Consider the following 23974-nt stretch of genomic DNA (forward strand, 5'->3'; position numbering starts at 1 on the left):
ACTTTTATGCCGAATTTTATAAAAGCCTTCTGTAAAATGAAGGCTTTTTTATGCTCAATATGTTAAAAGAGAAGAAATTGGTGCATTAAGTTTGTCCTTCCCGCTAAGGAAATCCAATTTCATTATGAAATTACATTGCACTACTACTCCACCTAACTCTACAACCAAATCACACACTGCCTTGGCAGTACCTCCAGTTGCCAGAACATCATCATGAATCAACACATGTTCTCCTGGCTGTATAGCATCGATATGAATTTCGAGGGTGTCTTCTCCATATTCGAGGCTATAATTTTTGGATTTTACCTTATAAGGAAGTTTTCCCTTTTTGCGAACTGGGACAAACCCCGCTCCTAAACGTTCAGCAATCATACCTCCAATAATGAATCCTCTCGATTCAACCCCTATTACTTTATCGATGTTAACACCTTTAGGACTTAACGCCGCTAATTGATCTGCACAACTCACCAAAGCGCTATGATTCGCTAGTAAAGGAGTAATATCTTTAAATATAATGCCGGGGTTCGGAAAATCAGGAATATCTCTAATAAAATTATCTATCTTCATTGGTCGAAAATAATGAAAATAAAAAAAAGAGCAAATAAAAGAAACAAAAGCTAATCATAGGACTATGAATATGTATAGCTTATCTATTTAACATCAAGGCACTTAAATTCCATCTTCATATATATCATTTATCTCATCATATCTAGTTGGTTTTTTTAGTTTCTAAAAAGTCAATATAAATGTTGCCAGCTATATAAAAAACATTTATATTTGCACCCGCAAAACGGCCTCGTAGCATAACTGAATAGTGCACTTGATTACGGCTCAAGAGGTTGCAGGTTTGAATCCTGCCGAGGTCACAAGAATTACTCATAAAGAGTATTAAAACCTTACAAATCCTATGATTTGTGAGGTTTTGTTGTTTTTGGGCGATAATAAGATTTGAATTGATATGATTCTAAACGTTAACAAATCGGTGAACAGATTTTTAATCAATCAACACTGTTAACCGAATAAATGGTAAGCAGCAATTATAATAATACTCATCTTTTACTATTTAAATTGGATTTTTGCATTTTCACTTTATAGTTTCAATAACAGAATTTACAAATTCGTACACATTAAAAGAAGGTGTTGCCTGAGAGATACAATAAGACAATACCGTTTTGGTCTTGGGCGCATAGCCAATATAAGTGCCATAAAAACCGTAGTGGCCATAAAAAGTTTCACCACAATAAACAGATTGGTAAACACCAAGGCCATAAGGTAATTCTGTTTCTTTGGTGGGTTGTACAGCTATCATTTTTTCTAGCGATTCATAACTCATCAATTTTCCATTGAAGAGTGCTTTTATAAAAATGGTTAAGTCTTGATGGGTGCTCACTAATCCGCCACCAGACCAATCAAATGATGTGTTTATAGCATTAAAATCTGTATTACCTACATATTGATGAATTCTTCCATTATTGGAATGTGTTTTTTCGTAGAATTCAAAGTACGTGTCTTGCATTTTTAATGGATTCAGAATTCTATCCCGAATGGACTGAGACAAGGATTTCCCATCTAGTTTTTCTATCAAAAACCCCAAGAGTACATAGTTCATATCAGAATAACGCCACTCTTCTCCTGGTTTAAATTTTGCATCTTTATTAAGCTCAAATTCGAAATACAAATTTACCATATCTTCAGGTCGATACTGTCGGTTTGGTGTTGCCATTACCTTGCCGAAAAAGGCTTCTTGTCTATCATTAAAAATATCGGCTAGACCACTTCGATGCGATAGTAAATGTTTGATAGTTATAGCTTTTGAGAAAGCGAAAGCTTGATAAAGATGAAATTTCTCGAACTGCAAATCATTCATTCCGTTTAGGTGTTTATAAATTGGGGCATTCAAGCGTAATTTTCCTTCTTCTTCTAATTGTAAAATAATAGTAGCCACAAATAGTTTAGTGCTACTGGCAATACGAAACTGGTCTGTAATTTCTATTGCGTTTCCCTCTCTTTTTCTTTTACCTACTGCTTCACTTGCTAATACATCGCCGTCATTCTCTATGAATATAGAAATACTGTAAACAGGATTATCAGTATTATTACTTATTTTTTCATTCATAAGTGATGATAGTTGTTGAGCATTTCCTACTAAAGGAAATAATATCAAAAGTGTAATTAGTGTTTTCATAATACGTTACTTAAATGGTGTATGATTTTAAATACCCTTGGTGCTGAAAACCCAGTTTGTGATAAATGGGCGCCCCTAATTTTGAGGCTGCCAAATGAATAAATTCACTATCATTTTTTAAGGCAGTAGCAAGTAAATGTTCGGTCATTTTCTTTCCTAATCCGAATCCTCGAAATTTTCTTTTGGTGCCAATCATATGCAGTCCAAAATCCCCAATAGAATCTTGAAATACAATTCCACAGCTTACATAGTCTCTTTGGTATCTCCCTATAAAAAGCTGAACCTTCTTACTATGTATCAAGGGAGCTATTGTACTCTCATAAATCGTATATCCAAAAGACTTCGAAGCAATTTTTGCAAACATTTTGGCTCCAAAGGCATCCATCACTTTTTCAATTTCAGGATAGTTGGCATACTCTACTTCTGCTGTGTTATGCATTGTCATTGCTGCTACAGAAGAGGTTTGTCTAAACCCTTGTGCCTGTAAGAGGTTTTCAAGGGTTTCATTTTCTTCTACTGCAACCGATTTGGCCAATTGGTAACTGGCTATTTTATTCTTTAATCCAATGATATGGTGCTCTTTGAGGTCAAATATTTTAGAGGGCCAAGTGGTGTCTTTGGGGAAAAGACTGGAAACCCCCTCATATTGATTGAAATATCCGCCCATTTGACCGAGGTGCCTCCAAAATTCAAACTGATGTTGTATCGCAGGTATCATTTTTAAGCATATTCAATAGTGGATGCTTCAATAAGCGCAGCAGAATCTTCGTAGAAACGATACTCTTTAACCATTTCATCTTCTACAATACATAACTGTACCCAATTGCTATTAAAGAGTTTTCCTGAACTCTTTACTAAATGTGAAAAAGTCCCTTTGGCAACCACTAAATTATCAGCTGCTTCCATAATAGTTTCAACATTAAATGCCTTGGTTTCAAAAAGGGATACAATGTTATTCAGAAATTGCCTCGCTTCATTTCGTGTACGATAGATACCGTGAAGTTGTTCGGTAGGGCGTTCTTCTTCTTTTACACTTACGATATAACATTCAGGATGAAAAACATTCATTACAGCTTCTAAATCCCCTTGCTGAAAAGCATTAAAATAGGCTTGGACAACTTCTGCATTGGTTTTCTTTGGTTTATAGTCCGTCTTCACAAAAGCATAAAAAGCTTTATCCAATTTTTCTAACTCTTCAATATTGCTAATGGTATTTGTTTGGATGTCAAAATTCTCCTTAAAGCTTCCCAGTGAATGAGTTGCTCTTACTTGCCCACCCCATATCGGCACCAACTTTTCTAACAATGCTAGCTGTGTTTTTGCTCCTGTGACTCCAGGAGATGTACTTAACAGAAAGACGGGTTTATTTCCAAAGAAACGTTGGGTAATGACAGAGAGCCAGTCTAATGTGTTTTTTAAAAATGCAGTAGGTAACCCGTTATGTTCTGGCGATGCTATTATAAATCCCTCGCTCTCTTCAAATATGGTATACAACTGCTGTATTTGTTTTGGAATTCCATCTGCAAGAATTTGTGGTGAGAAAATATCCACATCAAACTTCTTTAGGTCAATAAATCTAATGTCATAATCCGAGTATCGTTCAATTACTGATTGGATTAGTTTTTCGTTAATGGATTCTGGACTGTTGCTTCCAGAAAAAGCTACTATTTTTTTCATTTTATTCTATTTTAAATTAATACAAATTTGATGATGTCCTGCTTAAATCATTTATTCAAGCGGGAGTATGATTTGTTCGAAAAGTGTACTGTAGAATCGTTAGTGACTCTAACCAACTCTGGCTCCAAAATGATTGACTTTTGATAGCCATTGTATGCGTTGTTTTTTAGTTGAGTCCTTCACAGCTGCCAGATAGGTAACCTTTACAGGTTTTACGCCACAGAACTCCAAGACTCCTTTTTTTAGCTGATTGATTGCTGGGTTTTTCATCACCAAACTATTATACCAACTTACGGTATCTGCTGTCACTATAATTCGAGCTGTTTTACCTTTCAATAGTTTGTCTGGAAACAGTTTCCCCTTTTGGTATTTAAAGGTGATACCTGGTAGGAAAGTACGGTCGATAAAGCCTTTCAGCAAAGCAGGAAGACCATACCACCACATCGGGAATACCCAAACGAGATGTTCTGCTTCTTTAATCTTTTTGATGGCCATTTCTAAATCAGGCTCTAATGCATAAGGAATCCTATAGCCATACTTTAAGTTTGGGTCAAAATGAAGCTCCGAGAGATTTAAGGTCTCTACCAAGGAATTACCTGAAATTGCTCCTTTTTTATAGCTTTCCGCCAAAGCCCAGTTGTAACTTTCTTTATCTGGGTGTCCGTTGATGATGAGTACTTTTTTCATTGTATGTTCGTTTTTTGATGCTTCGACTAGGCTCAGCACAGGTTGATGATTTTAATTTTGAATGATTACTGAGACGTTTCCTCGTTTTCTACTCGAATCTACATAGTGATGTGCTTCAATAAGGGTTTCTAAACTGTATTCTTTATCTATAAATGGCTTAATTCTTCCACTATCTACGAGTTGGCGTATTTTCAGGAGTAGTTCCGTACTTTCTTTGGTGAGCATTTTTGTGGAAACGAATTGACCACCACGCTTTAAAACTTTTTTAGCATCTGACTTTGAAGTTTTTCCTACGGTGTCGAACACAATATCGTAGCGTTCGGATGATTGGGTATAGTCCTGATTCTTGTAATCGATTATCGCTTCAGCCCCTAGTTGCTCCACCATCTCCAAATTATTGGTGCTACAAACCCCTGTAACGCGAGCTCCAAAATGATTCGCAATTTGTACCGCATAACTTCCCACACTGCCTGAAGCGCCATAGATGAGTACTCTTTGGTCTCTTTCAATATTCGCCTTTTGCAGTAAATACAAAGCTGTCATACCACCGATGGGTAATGCTGCAGCTTCTTTATGGAGCAGTTGTTTTGGTTTCTTGATGACAACACCTTGATTCCAATGTTCGGGTACACACATATATTCTGCATAGGCTCCTGTTTTTAACATTGAAGTGGTTCCGAAAACTTCATCACCTACTTTAAACTTCGAGACCTTGCTTCCAACTCGTTCAATTACTCCCGACCATTCGTGACCCAAGATTTGTTTTTTTGGTCGGAACAATCCGAACATCAAACGGGCTGGGAACCAAACTAGCAGTGGAAAATCAGATGCCCGTAATCGAACGTCACCTGCGGTTACCGAAGTAGCATATACCTTTACCAAAATTTCATTGGGTTTTGTTGTGGGTTTTCCTAGCTCTTTCAATTGAAGGACTTCTGGCGAACCATATTTAGAATACACTACTGCTTTCATTTTTAGAGATTTTATTGATGAATAAACTCGTATAATTTGATGGTACAAAGATGCGATTGATTAGGTCACCAGTCGTTCCGGAATGTAATTCCGAACTTCTTTAAATTCCTTTCAAAAGATATATCCATATAATGCGCGACAAGCGAATGTTAAAGGATGATAATAAAAGAATGGTCATAGCTATCCATGGAAGAATCCATAAATCGAAGGTGTCCTCAAAAAAGAAAGTTCCAATGATATATACTGCCACAGCTTGTGCAATTCCCAAAGCGTAACTCACATACATCGCACCGAAGAAAAACCCAGGTTCTTTCTCAAAGACATATCCACAATGGGAACAACTTTTGTTCATCTTAGGTTTTCTAAAATTGAAATAGATGTTCTTTTCTTTATAAATCTGGCCTTTATCACAGTTAGGGCATTTGTTATTTAATATCTTCTGTATCATCACTTTACATTTTAATTGATTTTGCTTCTGCGAAATAGAAGTCTCTCAGTTTATGTGTTCCATAGCGCATTGCCACGTTATCATTGGCCATTAAGGTCAGAAAGAACTCAATTGGGCCATAGGTCTCAACGGAAGTGAACGTGCGCACCGACCAAAGGCTGAAACGTCTCACCCAATCTGGTAAATGCCAGATATTGGTCACTTTACTATGAGCATCGAAGGCAAGTTCTGCAATCTCGTTTTGTGTAAGTACGTCTGGTCCACCTACAGAACATTCATTGGCAGGGTCATCAATCATATCCAAGATGATTTCTGCCAAATCGGCTCCGTGAATGGGATTCATCAATTGTTCTCCATTTCCAAAAAGGAACACACGTCCTTTACTTGCCATTTGAAGAAAGTCCTTCATATCGGAGAAAAATCCATTCGGTCTAATCACCGTGTATTCAAGCCCTGAGGTTTTCAATGCATCTACGAAGGCTTCTTTTGCTTCAAAAATCTTTAGGTCTCGATGTTTGTCTCCATTAATTGCAGACACGTAAATGAACTTTCTCACACCCGCTCTCTGGGCTTCCCGCAACAGATTTAAGTTGGCTTGATAATCTACATCCATATATGTGAACCCATCTTTTTGGCGCGTAATACCTATGGTCGAAATCACCGTATCAATTCCTTCGCAGCTTCTCAAAAGCGTATCAGGTTCGGTAACTGTAGCTTCCATAATTTCTATGCTTGGAGACTTATATTGTTCCAATCTGTCTCTCTTTCGGGTAAGCAGTCTTGCAGGCTGTCCTTTGGCTACGATAGCTTGTGTAATATGATTTCCTAAATATCCAGTTGCACCTGCAATAAGTATGCGTTTATTATTTACTTTTCGTAACATCACAATTCTTTTTTCTTCCATTAATTATTATGCAAATACTCTTGCACACCTTCTTTAATAAGCTGTAATACAGCTTCCCATATAGGGGTATTATCAGAAAAAGTGGCATCCATATTGGCAATTACAAAGAAACCTGAACTGCCATCTGTCTTTATTTCCATATGACTGGAAACACCTAAACTATTGCCGCTGTGCACCCAACTATTTCCTTTTTTGTACCAGTACAAACCGTGGTTTTCGGCAAATCCATCGGGTACAATACCCGCGTCAAGCTGTGGGGTAAATAATAGTTCATAAAAAGCTGTTCCGAAAAGCGTATTGGATTGTCCTTTGATGCCTTTGGTCATATCCAAAAGGTAGTTAGCCAAGTCATCATTTGTAGTGTATATACTTCCTTCAGGATAGCCATGATTTCCATAAAATGGAAGCGGTGTATTCTTATCCAAGTAAGGAATAGCCCATCCTTCTTGATTTACCTCTGTTACATTAAAAGTAGAATTGTTCATTTGTAACGGCGATAAAATGTGTGTCGCTACATAAGAGGCAAAATCTTCTTCCGTAGCCGATTCAATGACAAAGCCCATTAATGACGTTGCCACATTGGAATATGCCCATGTTTCACCTGGTTCTACATCAATAAAGTTGGAGTTGCCATACAGCTCACCATCTTCTAAAAAGTATTCAGCCAGATATTCTTCAAGTGGAACAGGATTCATTACTTCCAATCCTAGAGGACTGGTTAAGATATTGGCACCTGTCGTACTCATATCCTGATTTAGCAATACAAAATAATTGGCCTGAAGATAAGTGCTTTGGTCATCTACAATACCTGAGGTATGGGTTACCAAATGTCGCACACGAATTACTGCATCAGGGTTTTCCAGATTAACAATTTCTATTGGTAACAGGCCATTGATAGGCGTATCTAAAGTAAAATAGCCTTGTTCAATAGCTTTGGCCGTAGCAGCACCTACAAAAGACTTACTTAAAGAAGCAATATTGATAACTGTTTGGTTATTGAAAGCTCGTTGCGTTTCAATATTTTCAAACCCAAAGGAAGTTTTGTAATCAATAGTATTTCCTTGTGCAATACTCACTGCAAAACCAGCGATTTCTTGCGTTTCAATGACTTCTTCAAGGTATGCGCTTAGGTCTTCTTGGGTTTGAATTCCAGTAGGATCGGGCTGAATAAATGTTTCGTCGTCATCGCTTGAGCACGATGTTGTAGCTAATAGCAGTATTGTTAATACCGTTCCTGAAATAAATCTGATAATTGTTGTCATAACTATTCGTTTTTTTACTCCGCATCGTTGCGAAGTGGATTGATAAATTTTTGATGGTACAAAGATGATTTGGAAAGAAAAGGCAATCGTTCTGAAATGAAAATCAGAACCTATACAATGAGAATCAGAACTTTTTAAACCCTGATGAAATGATAAATACTATAGAAGCTTACTTACGAATTATTTTTTAACCACTGCTTGGGAGTTATGCCTGCAATTTTTTTAAAGTAGGTATTAAAAACAGTTTTGGAGTTAAATCCACTTTCGTAAGCCAATCCCAATAACGTTAAATGGCTATTTTCGGGCAGTAAGGCTATCTTTTGAAAATGTTCCAACCGTTTACCATTGACCAGCTCTGTGAAGTTGGTTTGAAGGTAATCATTGATAAACTTTGACAGGCGATTGGGATGGATGGCCAATTCTTCCGCTAAAGAACGAAGCGACAAATCTGAACGAAGAAAAGCTTGCTCACGACCCAAAATTTGATCTAGCGCATTTTTTAATTCATCAGATTCTTTTTGGGTAAAGGATGGGATGTTATCGGTTTTTGATGCTTCAATCGAGAAGGTTGTTGCTTGGATTCCTTTAAAGATTGTACTCTTTAATTCTTTGAACATTTGCGTGCTTCTTAAAGGCACTAAAAATGGGTCAAATTGAAAATTAATGATTTGCCCGATGCGCTCTTTAACCATTTTCTCAAAGCGTTCAAATGCAGCATCCGTTTTTTGACAATGTACCAAATAGTAGAAATCCCAATACACCATTAGGTTCAAATTTTCTGACATTAAAGTTTCATCGAACTCTGGAATTTTTTGATGGTGAATCGCCCCGTAAATGGCATTAATCATAGCCACAAAATCATCATTTAGGAATGATTTGGCATAGGCTAGCATTGCATCCTTTTCTTTTAAGAATAATAGACAAGCTACTTTTAAGTGCCTACTCAATGTAAAACTATTATCAAGCTTGAGGGAGTTTTCAAAGCTACCTAAGGCAGTTTGATAATCTCCCTGCAAGTAATGTATATTTCCTTTGGTGTAGTAATGATTGGGTGATAATGGATTAATTTTTAGAATCTGTTCGGTCTGTTCCAAAGCCTTATCAAAAAAACCTGTTGCAGTATATAACTCTGCAAGGGCTTCCATACCTTCAGAGAAATGTGGATTTATTTTAAAACAACTCTGAAGATCTCGATATCCCTCTTCAAACTGCCAATTACCCCAAAAATGTATCGTTGCTTTTGCAAAATATCCAGTATAGGAATTTGGATTCATTGCCAAGCCTTTGTCCAGATACTGGTTGGCTTTTTTGAGTCCATCCTCTCTATTCATATGCCCCCAACTTGCATTAATGGCATAACACCAGCCAATAGCAATAATGGGGTCGGCATAAGAAGCATCAAAGTCAGCCGCTTTTTGATAAAAGCCAATTGCTTTCTCGAGATTCGGCAGATTCCAGGTCAATTGAAAATACCTGCCTTTGAGATAGAGTTGATACGCTGTTAAATTCTGTGTTTGTACACTCGATAAAGATTCCTCAATCTCAATATGGCCAAAATTCTCACGAATTTTATCCGCTATCAAAAGACTGATTTCATCTTGGAGTGCGAAAACATCATCGAGTTCTCTATCAAATTTTTCAGACCAAAGCAGAAAACCTGTATCAGTTCGTGTCAATTGGGCTGAAATGCGGATTCTTTCTTTTGCAATACGAATACTTCCTTCTACGGCATTGGTTACGCCAAGTTCATTACCTATAATTCGGATATCGGTAGGTTTATTTTTAAAAGCGAAAGATGATGTTCGAGCGGTTACTTTGAGCGTATCTATCTTGGTAAGTGCATTAATAATTTCTTCGGTAATACCATCAGAGAAATATTCATAGGAAGCATCACCACTTAAATTCTTAAATGGTAAAACGACAATAGATTTGTCTATGGATGATATATTGGAAGTCGATAGATTCAATCTTTAAAAACACCTCCGTAAATTTAAGAAAGTGTTAAAAGAAAATTTAACATTCTTACAAAGAATTTTGAATTCCTACTTATAAGCAGACTATCATCCAGCTTATTAAACAATTTTATATTTTTGTTCTGAAAGTCAAATGATATCATTTGCAATCAAACTGAACGACAACAATTCGGTCAACAGATTTTGCAAGACTTAAAAATCGTTTAAAATAAAGGCTTCAAAGGATTTAGACTTAATCCTGCCTAGGTCACAAGAAATCAACAAAAAGTTGAAACGAAGCAAGCTCCAAATAAAAGAACTTGCTTTTTTATTTTAGACAAAGCTTAGGTTTCTTTATTTTAAGCTTTATAATTACCAATTGAGATTATTTCACAAGTCATTCTCATTTTTGAAGTATTGATTATCAGAACAAAATCGTAACAATATCAATAATTAATGTTTCGGCAATTTCAGAAGCTTGGTTAGATAGTATGATTATAGTAGTGTTTTGCTCTTCTGTAAACCTGAACATTTGGGCATAAAAAACGCCATTTCCTCCATCGTGCCAATGGACTTTTGTTCCATCTTCCAACTCCTGTATTACCCAACCATAGCCATAATAGGAATCTCCTTCAGTCTCTTCTAGTATATGCTGAAAAAACAACTTTTGTTTGGCTTCTTCATTTAGAATTTCATTAGTATTCAGTGCTTCGTGCCACTTCTTCATATCCTGCGTACTAGATAGAATACCACCATTTGCCTTAAGATTCCAGTAAGGTCCCTCGTCAAACCATAGATCGTTACTATTAGGAACTCCAAAATCGGTACCTTCTTGATATCCATGAGCTATGTTTTCTGATTGAAAGTCTGGCGATCGATATCCGGTTTTGTTCATTCCTGCTGGAAGCCATAAATTATCCCTTAAGTATTCTTCATAAGTTTGTTCTGATATTTTTTCGATAAGAATTCCTAAAATACTATATCCTACATTAGAGTATTTGTACCTTTCTCCTGGAGAGAATTGTAGTTCTGATGAAAAAGTTTGTGCCAAGAACATTTCGGTATCCACAACCTCATAATCTGAACCTATAGATTCGAGAAGCCCAGAAGAGTGTGTAAGTAATTGATGTATGGTGATATTTTGTTTTTCTATTGGAACATTTTCTAAATATGCATGTAAACTATCTTCTACAGATAGTTTTTCTTGCATTTCTAATTTGAGAATTGCTGCTGCGGTAAATTGTTTGGTTACAGATCCAATATCAAAAATAGTATTTGGATCGTTTTTTTGATCTTCTGCCAGATTCTTAAAACCATACCCATTATTAATAAGTATCTCATTGTCTTTTTTAATAAGAACACTACCATAAAAGCCATCTACTTCTTTTTCGTTAAGCAATTGTATTAATTGAACTTTTTGTGAATCTTCATTTGGTGAAGATTCATCGTCTTTTGAGCAACTCGTCGTCAATAAGATTACTAGTACTGTTAAGAATGTATGTTTCATTATTTTTATTTTTAGGCAAATCTAATAGAACACCATAACGAATTGTTCGAATTTATAGAGTCGAACAACTTAGCAAAAAAATAATTTTAGTTTGTAGTCTGTTGTTTTCTATAATTACTAGGGGATACACCAGTTATCTTTTTAAAAGTAGTATTGAAAGTAGTTTTGGAGTTAAAACCAGATTCAAAGGCTACACCTAACATGTTTAAGTGTTTTTTGTTCGGGTCAATCAGTATTTTTTTGCTTTCTTCTACACGATATTCGTTAATAAAGCTATAAAAGTTTTTATGAAAATAATTGTTTATAAAATACGATAAGAAATGAGATTTCATTCGTAACCCAAATGCTAATTTAGGAAGTGTGATGTCACTTTCTAGGTAAGGCTGTTTTTCTATCATATATTGCAAAATAAAACTTTTAGTTTCCTCAATTTTTAAAGGAGATAACCTCAAATTTTCTGTGTTCGGTTGATATTTATGTTTTATTACTTTATCAATATTTTCTAATTGCGTTTTTTCATAAGGGAAAATTTCTTTCTGAAGTACAATATGATAACCCATATAAAACAACAATAAAAACTCTATAATATCAGCTATGCTAATAAGTGTATAAGAGCTACTAAAACTAAATATAATCTCGGTAAAAATTAGTATCGTTGGAGCTAATAGTAAATAGAGTAACCATTTTAAATCAATCCTATAAACATCAGCTGATAAATATTTAATAGATTTTTGATGTCTCGATATAATCAATGATGATTTTATAAGAACAAAAATACAGAATGCTATGAAAAGGATATCATACCATGGTTGGTACAATTCATTTTCGGTGATGAATACTTTTTTACCAAAAAAAGAAAAAGATTTCAATAGGATATCGACTATCCAGGGAATAAATAAAATAACATCATTCCTAGTTAGATTTTTGATAGGTTTTACAAAGGAGTGGACTGCCAGATAAAGAGAAATAGGGATTAGAAAAACGATAATTTCTTTACAAAAAAACAATAAATAATGAGAAACATTAGAGTTAAATTCCCCTAAGATATCAACTAAAAAAACAAGGCTAAGCCCAAAAATAAATACAGTTAACCATTTATTGGCTATATTATTTACCTTTTTAGAAATGGTAAAAGTAATAGCAGTAAGTAATATAGAAATTCCAAATTTTGTAGATAGAAAAATTACAAATACAATGTCGATATCAGAGAAGTCATAACTCATTATAGTTTAAAAGTTTAATGGCTGTGTAAAATATCCATAAAAAATAAAAGAAGAAAACAATTCTTTGACCGAGAGCAGGCATGTTTGGAAAGACAAAGGCCCAAGCACCAAATATAATAGTTAAGTATGTAAAGATTAATGTTGGCTTTTTAATTCTTTTCCAATAATCTGTTTTATCCATTAATCTTGGATAGGTAAAAGCTCCAATCAAAAAGAAAATATAACTTCCAAAACTCCCAATGGTGTGCAAAAGCATTGTAGTTGACTGTTTGTTATCAAAATCTCCAGGAAATATACCTGATATCGCCATAAAAACACCACTCAAAAACATGCCATATAGAGGTAGTTTACTAGATTTCTCAATCACTATATTTTTATACAGACCAAAAGCATAAATTGCTATAAACAATCCTGACATAATGTAACCGAAACTATTCCATATCCATCTATTGGGCGCATCGATTGAACCAAGTTCACTAATAGCTTTGGTAAACATTGAATATTCAGGACGCATTGATGACATTATTACGTAGGTCACTAAAAAGATTATGGTTGCTGTAATTCCTATTATTCCGTAAGATTTGTTAGTCATTTTGATTTTTGAATTCAACAGTCTTTATTTTTAATTTTTTTTAATACTTTACCTCTCTTAATGGTTCATTTTCAAAATATTGCAATGATGCTCAGTATGATAAGCTGTCCAAATTACTATTTCTCTAATAGTCATTCTTCCCATAAGAGGATGCGGAAGCAGATAAATATCTAAATCATGCTCAGTCCACTTTTGAAATTTCTTAATTAGCACCTTTTTTTCTTTGTCTAATTTAGAGAGGTAAGAAATTTTATCTGAATGTTTGATTATTGGCATGTTCTTGGAAATATTGGCAACAACACCTGGATTGTTTTTCAACTTATCTTGATATTTTTTAACTATCTGCGAGTATGTGCGATTCTCTCTATTATTAGTTCCAAACTTATATTTTAAATAAAATTTTGGGGTCCGCAACGCTTTGTTTAAGTAATTTTCACTTTGAATTAAATGAACTATATGTTCTCCAGTATTCCACTTACCTTCAGGTCCTTTTACCCAGTTTTCATCTGGAAGATTTTTTAACCATTCATAGAGTATCTGGTGTTTCTGCTCTAGGATATCAATTACTTCTTTTTTTATCATACTTTGATATTTGGACTCAATTTATAGATATTAAACCCATGGCTGGGGTATTAATTAGTAATCTCCAATGTAAAAATTGATTGGTTTACTCGTTTCTCAATTGAAAAATAACATCTAGAATTTCAATATCTGGAGTTTGATTAATTGCGTAGGCAGAAGGTATACTTTTAGCTAATTCAGATTCTTGGTATTTTTTTAGAGATTGCTCAGATTCCCAAAGATATACACCTCCGTATTCTCCTTCATTACTTGTTTTTATATAATATTTTTGTAAAAGCCCAGGAATCGATTTAAAGTTAATTACTCTTTCTTCGGCTCTTTTTAATAATTCATCTTCTGGCAGATCAGATTTTAGCTTAATAATTTGTAGTATCATAGTAATTAGATTTTAAAATTGCAATCTATTTACTTTTTATGATTGAAAATTGTAAAAATCGGTCGTTTTCATTCTTTAATAATACTTTTGGTGTGTATTCTGTTATTTTCTTTATTTCTTTTATAAAATGAGATTGATCGAAATAGCCTTCTAGCGGATATAACTGTCCATTTTTTATTTGGCTATAGGTAGAAGCTCCTTTTCTAATATTACAGTAGCTTTTTAAAGAGAATCCAAAAGTAGATTGGAAATAGCGATTTATTTGGCGTTGCGACCAATGGGCTTTTTGAGAATAGTACTCAACAGTTTCATTGCCTTTTGTTTGATTAATTGTTTTTAGAAGGATACTTTTTTTAGAATGCGTTAAGTCCTGCTCATTAAGATGGGCTATTAGACATTCGTTTAAGTATTGAAACATAAAAGCATCGCTTTGTTTACTAAATTGATTTAGCCCTAAATACGATTTTTCTATTCTATTTATTTTATTAAGTAATGGAGCAATACTGTCTTTAATAATATATTCTACTGCTAATAACCTAAACTGTATTCCGTATATTGTTGTTTTTGGTGAAATAACTACATTGGTTTTTTTATTCCATAAACCTGTTAAAAACACACCTTTAAGATTATTATTTTGATAACAAATTAATACATCAAAAAAGCCATCTGGAAAAATGGTGTAAGATTGAGATGCCTTAGTCTTATTTTCAACTTTCCAATAGCATCTTATATAATCTTTAAGGTCTTTATGTGCTTGTTGTTGAGTATAAATCATTTAAAATATTTAGTAAATGCATAGTTGCGGAATAAGTTTAAGCGAGACATTCTGTAGTTAACAAAAATAATTAATGATAGTAAATTTCTGTTGAGAAGATACCAAAGCAATTAATTTTACTCGTTTTATATGCTATTCCTTTTTTATTACAATATTTAGTAATTCATTTATTTACATTATTCCAACCGATACTAAAGATAGAATTACAGCAGAAAGTGTCCAAATTCTTACGTTTAAATTCCTTGTATGTTTTTCAAGAAAAGCAATAACAGCAATTACTCCAGCAGTCAATATTAATATTCTAAACAAAATATCTAGATATTTTGATAGATTATATTTCGTTTTTAATTCACATTTGAATGACACTACATTTAACAACGAAATAAATAGTATATATATGTGATTTGCTCTTATTTGCATTCTCACAACTTTACTGTTAATATTTTCGGGTTTAAAAGTATTCCTTCATATACTATCCTGTTACTAGAAAACCAACAAATAATATTAATCAAAATATAAGTTTATTTTTTTAAAATTCATTTGATTATGCTCTATTAATTTTCAGAATTGCACAAAACTTTTATGTAATAACATAGGAATACTAGATTCACTATGGATGTAGCGTATAAGCTTACGATAAGTATGAACTATATCCTTCTAATCTATAACTAAGCTAAATTTTATATTTATTGTATCAATACATATTGGATTTTCTATTGAGAATAAAACGTGTATATTTTAATGCAAATTGTTAATCACCTACTCTACTTTAAAATGTTGTTCCAGAAAATCATATACTAGATTAAAATGTTCTAATGGAGCAGCATGTCCGCCATCGAGTTGTATATGTTTGTAATAATGTTTATAATTATTTTTTTTAAGACGTTTTATAATTTGTTCAGACATTTCTGGAGCTGGCCATTGGTCATCATCTTTACCTGAAATAATTAGAACCGAACCATTAATATTTTCTACTGGAATTTCAGCCTCTTTAACAGCATCTTTATCTTCGAGCATCATAGCATGCGCCGTGTATAAGTCCCCCTTTATGGCTGGTATGATAGTTTTTAATGGAGCAGGAACGTAAGGGACTTCGTTATTTTTATAAATCCATGACGATGTGTTAGCGTATATAGTAATGGCAGGAAAGCTAACATTAGATGTAGAACCTGCTATAACGCCATTAAAATCTTTATATCTACTCGCTAAATTTAAAACCAACTCTCCACCTCGAGACCCTCCAAATAAGATAATTTTTGATCCATCTATTTTAGGGTGTTTCGCTATAGATACAATAGTATCTCTTATAGCATCTAGCGAAATTCTATCTAAATGGTCTGGTGCGCCTACCGATTTAAAATAGCCAATAGCAAGTACCGCATACCCTTTTTGATTTAAACTATCTCGTTTGCCTTTTAAGTAGTTTCTAACCCAATCATTTCCTCCACCACCGCCACCAAAGCCTACAAATAAAGGTTGCTTATCAGAATTTCCAAGATATAATTTTGTTTCAACCACTCCATGTTTATCAGACAATTTTGGAACATGGGTAAAAAGATAGATAAATCCTAAGAGTAGAAGTGATAAAAACGCTATTGTCGTTATTTTGATTTTTTTTCTCATTAGTTTTTGATTTCTATTTTTTATTTTGAATTATGCTCAAAGCTCTTTGAAAAGAAGCTATTGTTCTAGAAATATCTTCTTCGGCAGGGTAAATATTTCTTTCGAAAATTGTATTATAGGTATGCTAACGTATAGTCTTGGACTTGATCAAATAGTTCGTTGTTTCTAATCTCAAGAAACATTTGTTTTTGCAATTTACTCCCCTGGGTTATATAGTAGTTTATCCATTATCGAAATGATTTCTTTGCGTTAAAGTATTTTACTTTAGTCTTTTCTTCTATCTTTTAAATCACTCACCTTAGTAATAAATCTGAATTTTAACTTCATAATTGGTAATATCATTGAGCTTAGATTTTTAAATCGCAATCTATTTACTTTTTATGATTGAAAATTGTAAAAATCAGTCGTTTTCATTTTTAAGCAATAAATATATCTCATTGACTTAATTATATTCTATTGTGATTGACACCTACAAATATTATAATATATCTACTCGAAGAAATTGGTGTATATCAAATACTCTTTTTATGTTTTTTTTTAGCTTTGAACCAGTATATATTTAATATCAATGGTATATATTTTGAATCTAAAGGATTGAAAACAATCCAATTTATTAGAATAAAAAAATAATTGGAAGATAAGCTCCATGGTTTGAATGGATGAAAAATTAATATAAGGAATAGTAAATATGAAAGATATTCAAATTGACAACTATTTAAATAGAATTGAACTATCAGATTGTAATCATGATATAGAAAGTTTAATTAAGTTACAGCAAAATCATATGGAATGCATCCCATTTGAAAATTTAGATGTTGTAGTAGGCAGGCCTATACATTTAGACAATGATCACCTTTTTGAAAAGATTGTCATGAAATATCGTGGTGGTTATTGTTTTGAACTCAATTTATTGTATGCATCACTTTTAAAGTCATTAGGATTCTCCATACAACCTGTATTGGGAAGAGTATGGCTTAGAAATCCAACTAAAACACCCCCAAGAAATCACTTAGCGCATTTGGTTAAATTAAATGGAGCAACATTTATCACAGATGTTGGCTTTGGAGGGCTAACAACAAGAATTCCTTTAAATATTAATGACAAACATCAAGTAAATGATAATGATGGTATTGTTAGAGTATTACCACTCGATACTAATCAATATATGATACAGCGCGAGGTAAAGGGTATTTGGGAAAATCAATATAGTTTTGAGAATACTTTAATTAGCACAGAAGATATTACTATGTCAAACCACTACATGTCAACACATCCTAATTCACACTTTAAAAAAGACAATTTTATAGGAAAATTTACCAAAACTGGAAGAATAGGTCTTTTCAACAATCAAATGTCCATACGAGAAGGAATTGAAATTGTTGAAAAAAAGCAAATTAAATATGGTTCGAAGTGGATTAACACTCTTAAAACTAATTTCAATTTGACTGCAAATTTTTCTGATAAGGAATTGGTGAAAATATTTAATAATATATAAATCAAAATCAAATTATCGTTCACTCGCTGGATTTAAAATAAATCAATCCCTTTCTATGAGAAACCGGGTTTAAAACTAATCGTAAAATCAATTCTAAAATCTAAATACTATCTCAACAGGTATTGTACAAATCTATCAGCTATTACTATTCCTGATTGTTTATTTTAGTTTTAATTTCTTGATACTTCTTCTTTAGTTTTTCATAATGAACCCCTAGCCTTTCATCCTTTTTATTAGCTATAAGTACCTCTATAAAAATCGAAAATAAGAATTGGGATTTACTTCTTTCACAGGCTAGAAGTAGAAATTCGTCTTTTTATTACATGTTAACAAAAAGTTATTAAAAAACTAAAATCATTAAAGGTTATATTTTAATAAAACAAATCCTCTATGAGATTATCAAAGGAAGATTGAATGTAAAATCAGGAGATTCGAAAGAGTTTCTTAAAGTAAAACTTTTTATTAAGTATGATTTATGTTTTTGAAAAATTAATAAGGAAGTAATACAAACATTAACATATGATAATGAAAAAAACATAGAGTTTATCGACAAGAATTTTACTTTCATCAACTGAAAAAAACATCACTAATCATCAACCTAAATACCCCAAAAGTGCTTACAAAAAAGACTAAACTCTTGTCCTTATTGCTAAGTTGTTTATCGTGTTTTATAGTTGAGAGTCGCGACAACTTTAATGATTCAGATTCTTTGTCTCTAAAGAATACTATACAAAATGAAAGTCTAAAAAATAAAACTGAAGAAGTTTACGTTGACAAGTTCTATAAAAAATCTCCAACCTCTATTGAAGTTGAAAGTGCTATAGCTGAAGCACAATCTATATTCGAAAAAATTGAGGATTCAGAAAATTGGATCTCTTCATTTTCAAATAATAATGGATTGATGTTACCGGCAGGAATAAAGCAGATTGTAAATGAAGTCGAATACCAATTAGCATTCGCAGAAGCTCAGTTCGGAATAGAAACTGTCTTTAAAGTCTTTGTGAAAGTAGTATTACCTCAATCTGATAAAGATGGAAAACCTATCGAGCTTTTTTTTGGAGCCGATAACGTAAAATTGTCTAAGCAAGGAGGTCTTATTGGTAATAGCAATACAACAGGAAACGCAAATCTTATATTATTAGGGAATACACAAATTGCTTTTCATGTATCAAATTGGGTATTATCCTTAAAAGGTAGCCCACACTATACTAACGCTACGACACAAAACACATCATATGTATCTATAGATTGTAATGGAATAACGGGAATGAGTATTGATGGTGAAGTTCACATTTCTCGAAGTTTATTAATCCCAGTGCAATCTAACGGACAACTAACACAAAATGAAACCGATAGGGTAAGTGGAACTTTTACCACTACGGCCGCATCTTGGAATGATTTAATCGTAGATATTGACCTCCCTCCTTTTGTATTAGCTAATCAGGAAGATCGATTTATGTTTACCAGTAATGAAGCTATTTTTGATTTTAGTGACGGTAGAAATCCAGAAGGCATCACTTTTCCACAACAATATCAAGATCAAGGTGTATTACTACCAGACGAAAATACATGGAGAGGTATTCATATCAAATCTTTACAAATAGGATTGCCTAAAGTATTTAAATCAAAACAAAGTATACAAGCTAATGATAGGGTGTATTTTGATGCAACTGATCTTGTGATTGACAACAACGGTGTTTCTGGCAATTTTTTTGCAGAAAATGTAATTTCTATAGAAGATGGCATCACTTCAGAACCTGTAGGTTGGTCCATGTCTGTTTCAGAAATTAGTTTAGAGTTACTAAACAATAGCATTGTAGAGTCTAAATTTTCTGGAGGAATGCGTCTCCCTATTTTTGAGGATTTAAGTAGAAACACAAGTGAAATAGATTTTACTTCATATAATGATGATAATGGTATTTTGCCTGAAGATAAAGATACTTCTCTTTTAGAATATGAAGGAATGATTTCTGATGACGAATATAGTACCAATATAACGGCGCTCAATGAAATGAAAATTCCTGCATTTTTGGCTTCAGTAAAAATGAGAGCAGGATCTTATATAAAAATGCCGGTAGAAAAAGATGATGCAGGCAATGTTAATTTTAGACCAGAGACCAATCTAAATGGAATAATGACTACCATTATTTCTTCAAAAAGACAGAGAGAAGCTTCAGAAAATGCAACATATTCATATGATACAGATTTAGGAAAAACCGAAGATGAGACTGATATGGTTCGATTTCATGGGATCACCTTCAAAGGACTTAAAATGAAAACTACCAAAAAGTATATGGATATCAAATACTTTGGGTATACAGAAGGGTTGTCTTTTGGAACTAAAGGGATGCAAGTATTATTAGATGGAATTACCTATAAAACCAATCCCGAAAAGAATGAAGATATTCTTGGATTTGATATCAGTTTTGAATTGTCGAATCGAAGAGCCAAAGATACTATACGTAAAAAGGAAGCACGTAAAGAATCATTACTTATTCAAGCCATGGGTAGCCTCGATATTGTTTCAGAGAGTGTAATCACCGAAGATAGTGAAGTGCAATATAAATATAAAGCTTTACGAGTTGCAAAAATTGCTGTCAAGGGTAGAATATTTAAGTTGAAATTTAAAGGAATTGGCAGAGTATTATATGATGATCCGGTTTATGGCAATGCTGTGGCAGTTGATGCCGAAGGAAAATGGGATTTTAAATCCACTTCTGAATCTGCTGGCGAGGATGAAGATGAAGATAATAGCGAGACGAATATTCGAATTAAAACAAAACTTATTTTTTCAAGAGATGATGTTGCTTCTTATTGGTTTGCAGATGGCTCGGTAGAGCTACCAGTGGGAATCAATGTGGCACCTAATTTAATGTTGAATGGTTTCAGTATAGGGTTTTATAACAATATGAGACGTAGAATGGATCCTAGCTATGCTAGTGCAAAAGTATCTCCTTCAGGATTTTCTTATGAACCCTCCCCTGGATCTTTTGGATTTAAAATGATGCTATTTGGATATTCTATAAAAAAGGAGTTTTTAAGGGCAGGTGCTGGATTAGAACTGAATATTAATAAATCAGGAGGCATCAATAGTATTTCACTTGTAGGACAACTTAGAGGATTAAATAAAGTGGATAATCCAAACTTTCCTTTTAAAAAGAAGCTATCTAAACAAGTCTATGAAAAAGACGCAGATGGCAACAATACTGTTAAAAAAGACAAAGGATTGAAAGTTGTTAAAAGAGATGAGAATGGAAAGAAAATCCAGAAAAAAGATGAAGATGGAAACCTTATGACAAATTCTAGTGGTAAACCTATTTATGAAATGCGAACACAAATAGAATCAAAACCGGTTAGAGAACAGTATGATCGTGTCACTAAAGGCGAAATTAGAGATGATCGATCACTATCAGAAAAAATAGCTCAAGAAGAAACGGGTACCGAATCTAATGATATCCAGTCTATGCCAGATGCTGATGGTGTAGATGCATACATTATAGGTCAAATTGATTTTCAAAATAGCGCATTTTACTCGTATTTAGATATATATGTAGATATAGCAAAAGGTATAATTATTGGAAAAGGTCGAGCAAAAAAAGCGGGTGAAGGTATTATGATAATTAATAAAGATGAATGGTATGCGCATCTAGGTAATCCTGTAAATAGGAATGGGTTTTCTGCTGGGTTTGGTGATTTAAGAGTGGATATTGGTGGTTATGCCATGATGGGACAAAATCTTCCTAAGGCTACTCCACCTCCATACAGAGTAGCCAATATTTTGGGAGATAAACTTAGAACTTTGGAAGCCGAACAAAATAGAAATGATCATAGTATTTCTGCCGGTCAAGGGGCCGCGTTTGGGGTTGGATTAGAATTCGATACAGGGAATTTAAACTTTGGCCCTTTATATGCACGATTTACAGCCGGAATCGGATTTGATGCAATGATAAAAAAATACAATAACACAATGACCTGTAATGGTATATCTCCAATAGGTAGTAATGGTTTTTATGCTACAGGACAATTTTATGCCTATATGCAAGGAGAATTAGGAATAGGTTTCAAATTCTTTGGGGATTATAGAAGATTTCCAATTATAAAAGGTGGCGGTGCATTTTTAGGAAGGATGGGAGGCCCGAATCCGTTTTGGTTTCAAGCTAGATTTGCGGCAAATCTTAGCTTGTTAGGAGGAATGGTTAAAATAAAAGTTAATGAAGATATACAATATGGAGAGGTATGTAATCCAGTCCCGGATAATGGATTAAATATAGAAATAATATCAGATTTCACTCCTTCAGATAAAGATACAAATATAGACGTGTTTACATCACCCCAATTAGCATTGACTATGGCTGCTAATACACCTATAGAGTTACCAAATACAAATGATGAAATAAAGACATATAAAATAAAAGTCAAAACATTTACGATTACAGATAGTAATGGAAATAAGATTTTGGGGGAACAAAAATGGAATCCAGAAAATGATAGAGTGACTTTTGAGTCGATGGATATATTACCTCCTAATCAAGAACTTAAAGCCAAAGTAGAAGTTGTTTTACAAGAAAAAATTGACGGCATTTTTCGCACGTTTAAGGTAAATGGAGAAGAGTATGTTGAAGAGAGAAATATAAATTTCACAACAGGAGATGCACCAAGTTATATTCCTTTAGAGAATATAGAATACGCTTATCCAGTGGTAGGTCAAAAATTGTTTTATAGAAATGAACACCCGACCGGATACTTAAAACTTAAAAAAGGACAAGATTATTTATTTGAAAATTCGCAATGGGAAACTAATGTAAAATACATTAATGTAGTTACAAATACTACAAAAGAAACTCAACTTCAATACAATAATACCAGTAATCAGTTGTCTTACAATATCCCTAAGATTGAAAAGAAAACAGACTACACTATCAAGATGGTAAGTGCACCTAAAACGAATGTAAATACCAGTCAAGGGTTTTCAGATAATGATTATAGTGTAAATAATTATAATAGTGAAGGCACAGCTATTAATGTTAGAAAAAATAAAGCACAAGCAGTTGTTAGAGAAGATAGTGAGATTGAACGATTGACCTATGATTTTAGCACTAGTAATTATAATACGTTCCGAAACAAAATGCAGTCCATCAATATTAATAACAATTTTGTAGGTAAAGTATATGTTGATGCAGTTTATTTATCATCTACCATAGCAGCTCATGAAGAAGGGTTCGATGTCTTAGAATTAGAAGGAACTAAATACTCTGGCAATAAACCTTTAATAATAGCTAATTCTACTTTGGAAGATGAGTATTTTAAAAAAGATATTGCTCCCCTCTTATATAATAATTATCCAATTGCAGGAAAGTATAGTTTTAGTCGTGATACTAATGTTCTTGGCATTGCACCTTCAAAAGCAATTTCTGTTAGAACAAATTATCTCGCTAGTTTAAAAAACAATACAGATACAGAGTGGCGTCTAAGTAACTTTCCTTACAAATACATGTTACCAAAAGCGTATAGAGATGATTATGAAGATATCATGGTTCGTATTAGCAATGACTATCATGATGGAGTTTTGAGTGGAGGAGATAATGCGCTACAATTTCTTGATAATAGATTTGGATTTATGAGAGAAGGTAAATACAAAACACGTCTTAGTTATGTATTGCCTGGAGGTATTCGCAAGTCATATGCAATGTTTGAATTTGAGTATTAGTTGATTT

The 23974-nt window shown here is 33.3% G+C and carries 20 protein-coding genes and 1 tRNA gene; 3 read left to right on the forward strand and 18 right to left on the reverse strand.

Going from position 1 to position 23974, the window contains the following annotated elements:
• Positions 1-54: 54 nt before the first annotated feature.
• On the reverse strand, positions 55-567 hold the full coding sequence (locus PQF96_RS04680) for an adenine phosphoribosyltransferase (protein WP_271765251.1): 513 nt from the start codon (positions 565-567) through the stop codon (positions 55-57).
• Between the two features lie 225 nt (positions 568-792).
• Here PQF96_RS04680 and PQF96_RS04685 point away from each other — a divergent pair.
• A tRNA-Arg gene (locus PQF96_RS04685) sits at positions 793-866 on the forward strand.
• Between the two features lie 218 nt (positions 867-1084).
• On the opposite strand, the gene PQF96_RS04690 is transcribed toward PQF96_RS04685, so the two are convergent.
• From PQF96_RS04690 to PQF96_RS04770, 17 genes are all read right to left on the reverse strand, one after another.
• Positions 1085-2185 (reverse strand): serine hydrolase domain-containing protein, encoded by a 1101-nt coding sequence (locus PQF96_RS04690; protein WP_271765252.1) that lies wholly within the window; start codon positions 2183-2185, stop codon positions 1085-1087.
• A 10-nt stretch (positions 2186-2195) separates the two neighbouring features.
• Entirely contained in the window at positions 2196-2903 is a 708-nt protein-coding gene (locus PQF96_RS04695; RefSeq protein ID WP_271765253.1) for a GNAT family N-acetyltransferase, read from the reverse strand.
• A 2-nt stretch (positions 2904-2905) separates the two neighbouring features.
• Positions 2906-3862: an NAD(P)H-dependent oxidoreductase gene (locus PQF96_RS04700; RefSeq protein ID WP_271765254.1), complete on the reverse strand. Its 957-nt coding sequence runs from the start codon at positions 3860-3862 to the stop codon at positions 2906-2908.
• Between the two features lie 108 nt (positions 3863-3970).
• Entirely contained in the window at positions 3971-4588 is a 618-nt protein-coding gene (locus tag PQF96_RS04705) for an NAD(P)H-dependent oxidoreductase (protein ID WP_370444688.1), read from the reverse strand.
• 12 nt (positions 4589-4600) lie between these two features.
• Complete coding sequence (locus tag PQF96_RS04710; protein WP_271765255.1) at positions 4601-5521, reverse strand: NAD(P)-dependent alcohol dehydrogenase; 921 nt, start codon at positions 5519-5521, stop codon at positions 4601-4603.
• 100 nt (positions 5522-5621) lie between these two features.
• Positions 5622-5969 carry a DUF983 domain-containing protein gene (locus PQF96_RS04715; protein WP_109439028.1) on the reverse strand — a complete coding sequence of 116 codons (348 nt, stop codon included), beginning with the start codon at positions 5967-5969 and terminating at the stop codon, positions 5622-5624.
• Between the two features lie 4 nt (positions 5970-5973).
• On the reverse strand, positions 5974-6873 hold the full coding sequence (locus PQF96_RS04720; protein ID WP_235011039.1) for an SDR family oxidoreductase: 900 nt from the start codon (positions 6871-6873) through the stop codon (positions 5974-5976).
• A complete protein-coding gene (locus PQF96_RS04725; protein ID WP_271765257.1) occupies positions 6873-8135 on the reverse strand; it encodes a serine hydrolase domain-containing protein in 1263 nt (420 codons plus the stop codon). The genes PQF96_RS04720 and PQF96_RS04725 overlap by 1 nt, the downstream gene beginning before the upstream one ends.
• Before the next feature lie 173 nt (positions 8136-8308).
• Positions 8309-10102 (reverse strand): helix-turn-helix domain-containing protein, encoded by a 1794-nt coding sequence (locus tag PQF96_RS04730; RefSeq protein ID WP_271765258.1) that lies wholly within the window; start codon positions 10100-10102, stop codon positions 8309-8311.
• A gap of 409 nt (positions 10103-10511) precedes the next feature.
• Entirely contained in the window at positions 10512-11594 is a 1083-nt protein-coding gene (locus PQF96_RS04735) for a serine hydrolase domain-containing protein (protein WP_271765260.1), read from the reverse strand.
• Positions 11595-11680: 86 nt separating this feature from the next.
• Entirely contained in the window at positions 11681-12817 is a 1137-nt protein-coding gene (locus PQF96_RS04740) for a helix-turn-helix domain-containing protein (protein WP_271765262.1), read from the reverse strand.
• Complete coding sequence (locus tag PQF96_RS04745) at positions 12807-13409, reverse strand: DUF998 domain-containing protein (protein ID WP_271765263.1); 603 nt, start codon at positions 13407-13409, stop codon at positions 12807-12809. The genes PQF96_RS04740 and PQF96_RS04745 overlap by 11 nt, the downstream gene beginning before the upstream one ends.
• A 57-nt stretch (positions 13410-13466) precedes the next feature.
• Complete coding sequence (locus PQF96_RS04750; protein WP_271765264.1) at positions 13467-13991, reverse strand: DinB family protein; 525 nt, start codon at positions 13989-13991, stop codon at positions 13467-13469.
• A gap of 85 nt (positions 13992-14076) precedes the next feature.
• Positions 14077-14367, reverse strand: a complete 291-nt coding sequence (locus tag PQF96_RS04755) for a YdhR family protein (protein ID WP_109439035.1) — start codon at positions 14365-14367, stop codon at positions 14077-14079.
• Positions 14368-14392: 25 nt separating this feature from the next.
• Positions 14393-15142 (reverse strand): helix-turn-helix domain-containing protein, encoded by a 750-nt coding sequence (locus PQF96_RS04760; protein WP_271765265.1) that lies wholly within the window; start codon positions 15140-15142, stop codon positions 14393-14395.
• 171 nt (positions 15143-15313) lie between these two features.
• On the reverse strand, positions 15314-15451 hold the full coding sequence (locus tag PQF96_RS04765) for a hypothetical protein (RefSeq protein ID WP_271765266.1): 138 nt from the start codon (positions 15449-15451) through the stop codon (positions 15314-15316).
• A gap of 450 nt (positions 15452-15901) precedes the next feature.
• Positions 15902-16765: an acyl-CoA thioester hydrolase/BAAT C-terminal domain-containing protein gene (locus PQF96_RS04770; protein WP_109439037.1), complete on the reverse strand. Its 864-nt coding sequence runs from the start codon at positions 16763-16765 to the stop codon at positions 15902-15904.
• Positions 16766-17453: 688 nt separating this feature from the next.
• Here PQF96_RS04770 and PQF96_RS04775 point away from each other — a divergent pair.
• Both PQF96_RS04775 and PQF96_RS04780 read left to right on the forward strand, forming a co-directional pair.
• Positions 17454-18260, forward strand: coding sequence for an arylamine N-acetyltransferase family protein (locus tag PQF96_RS04775; protein ID WP_271765268.1), 807 nt, complete (start codon positions 17454-17456; stop codon positions 18258-18260).
• A gap of 709 nt (positions 18261-18969) precedes the next feature.
• The gene (locus tag PQF96_RS04780) at positions 18970-23967 is read left to right on the forward strand and encodes a hypothetical protein (RefSeq protein ID WP_271765270.1); all 4998 of its coding nucleotides are present in this window, start codon (positions 18970-18972) and stop codon (positions 23965-23967) included.
• Positions 23968-23974: the final 7 nt, after the last annotated feature.

It is taken from the genome of Aquimarina algiphila, assembly GCF_947494415.1.
Classification (GTDB): domain Bacteria; phylum Bacteroidota; class Bacteroidia; order Flavobacteriales; family Flavobacteriaceae; genus Aquimarina; species Aquimarina algiphila.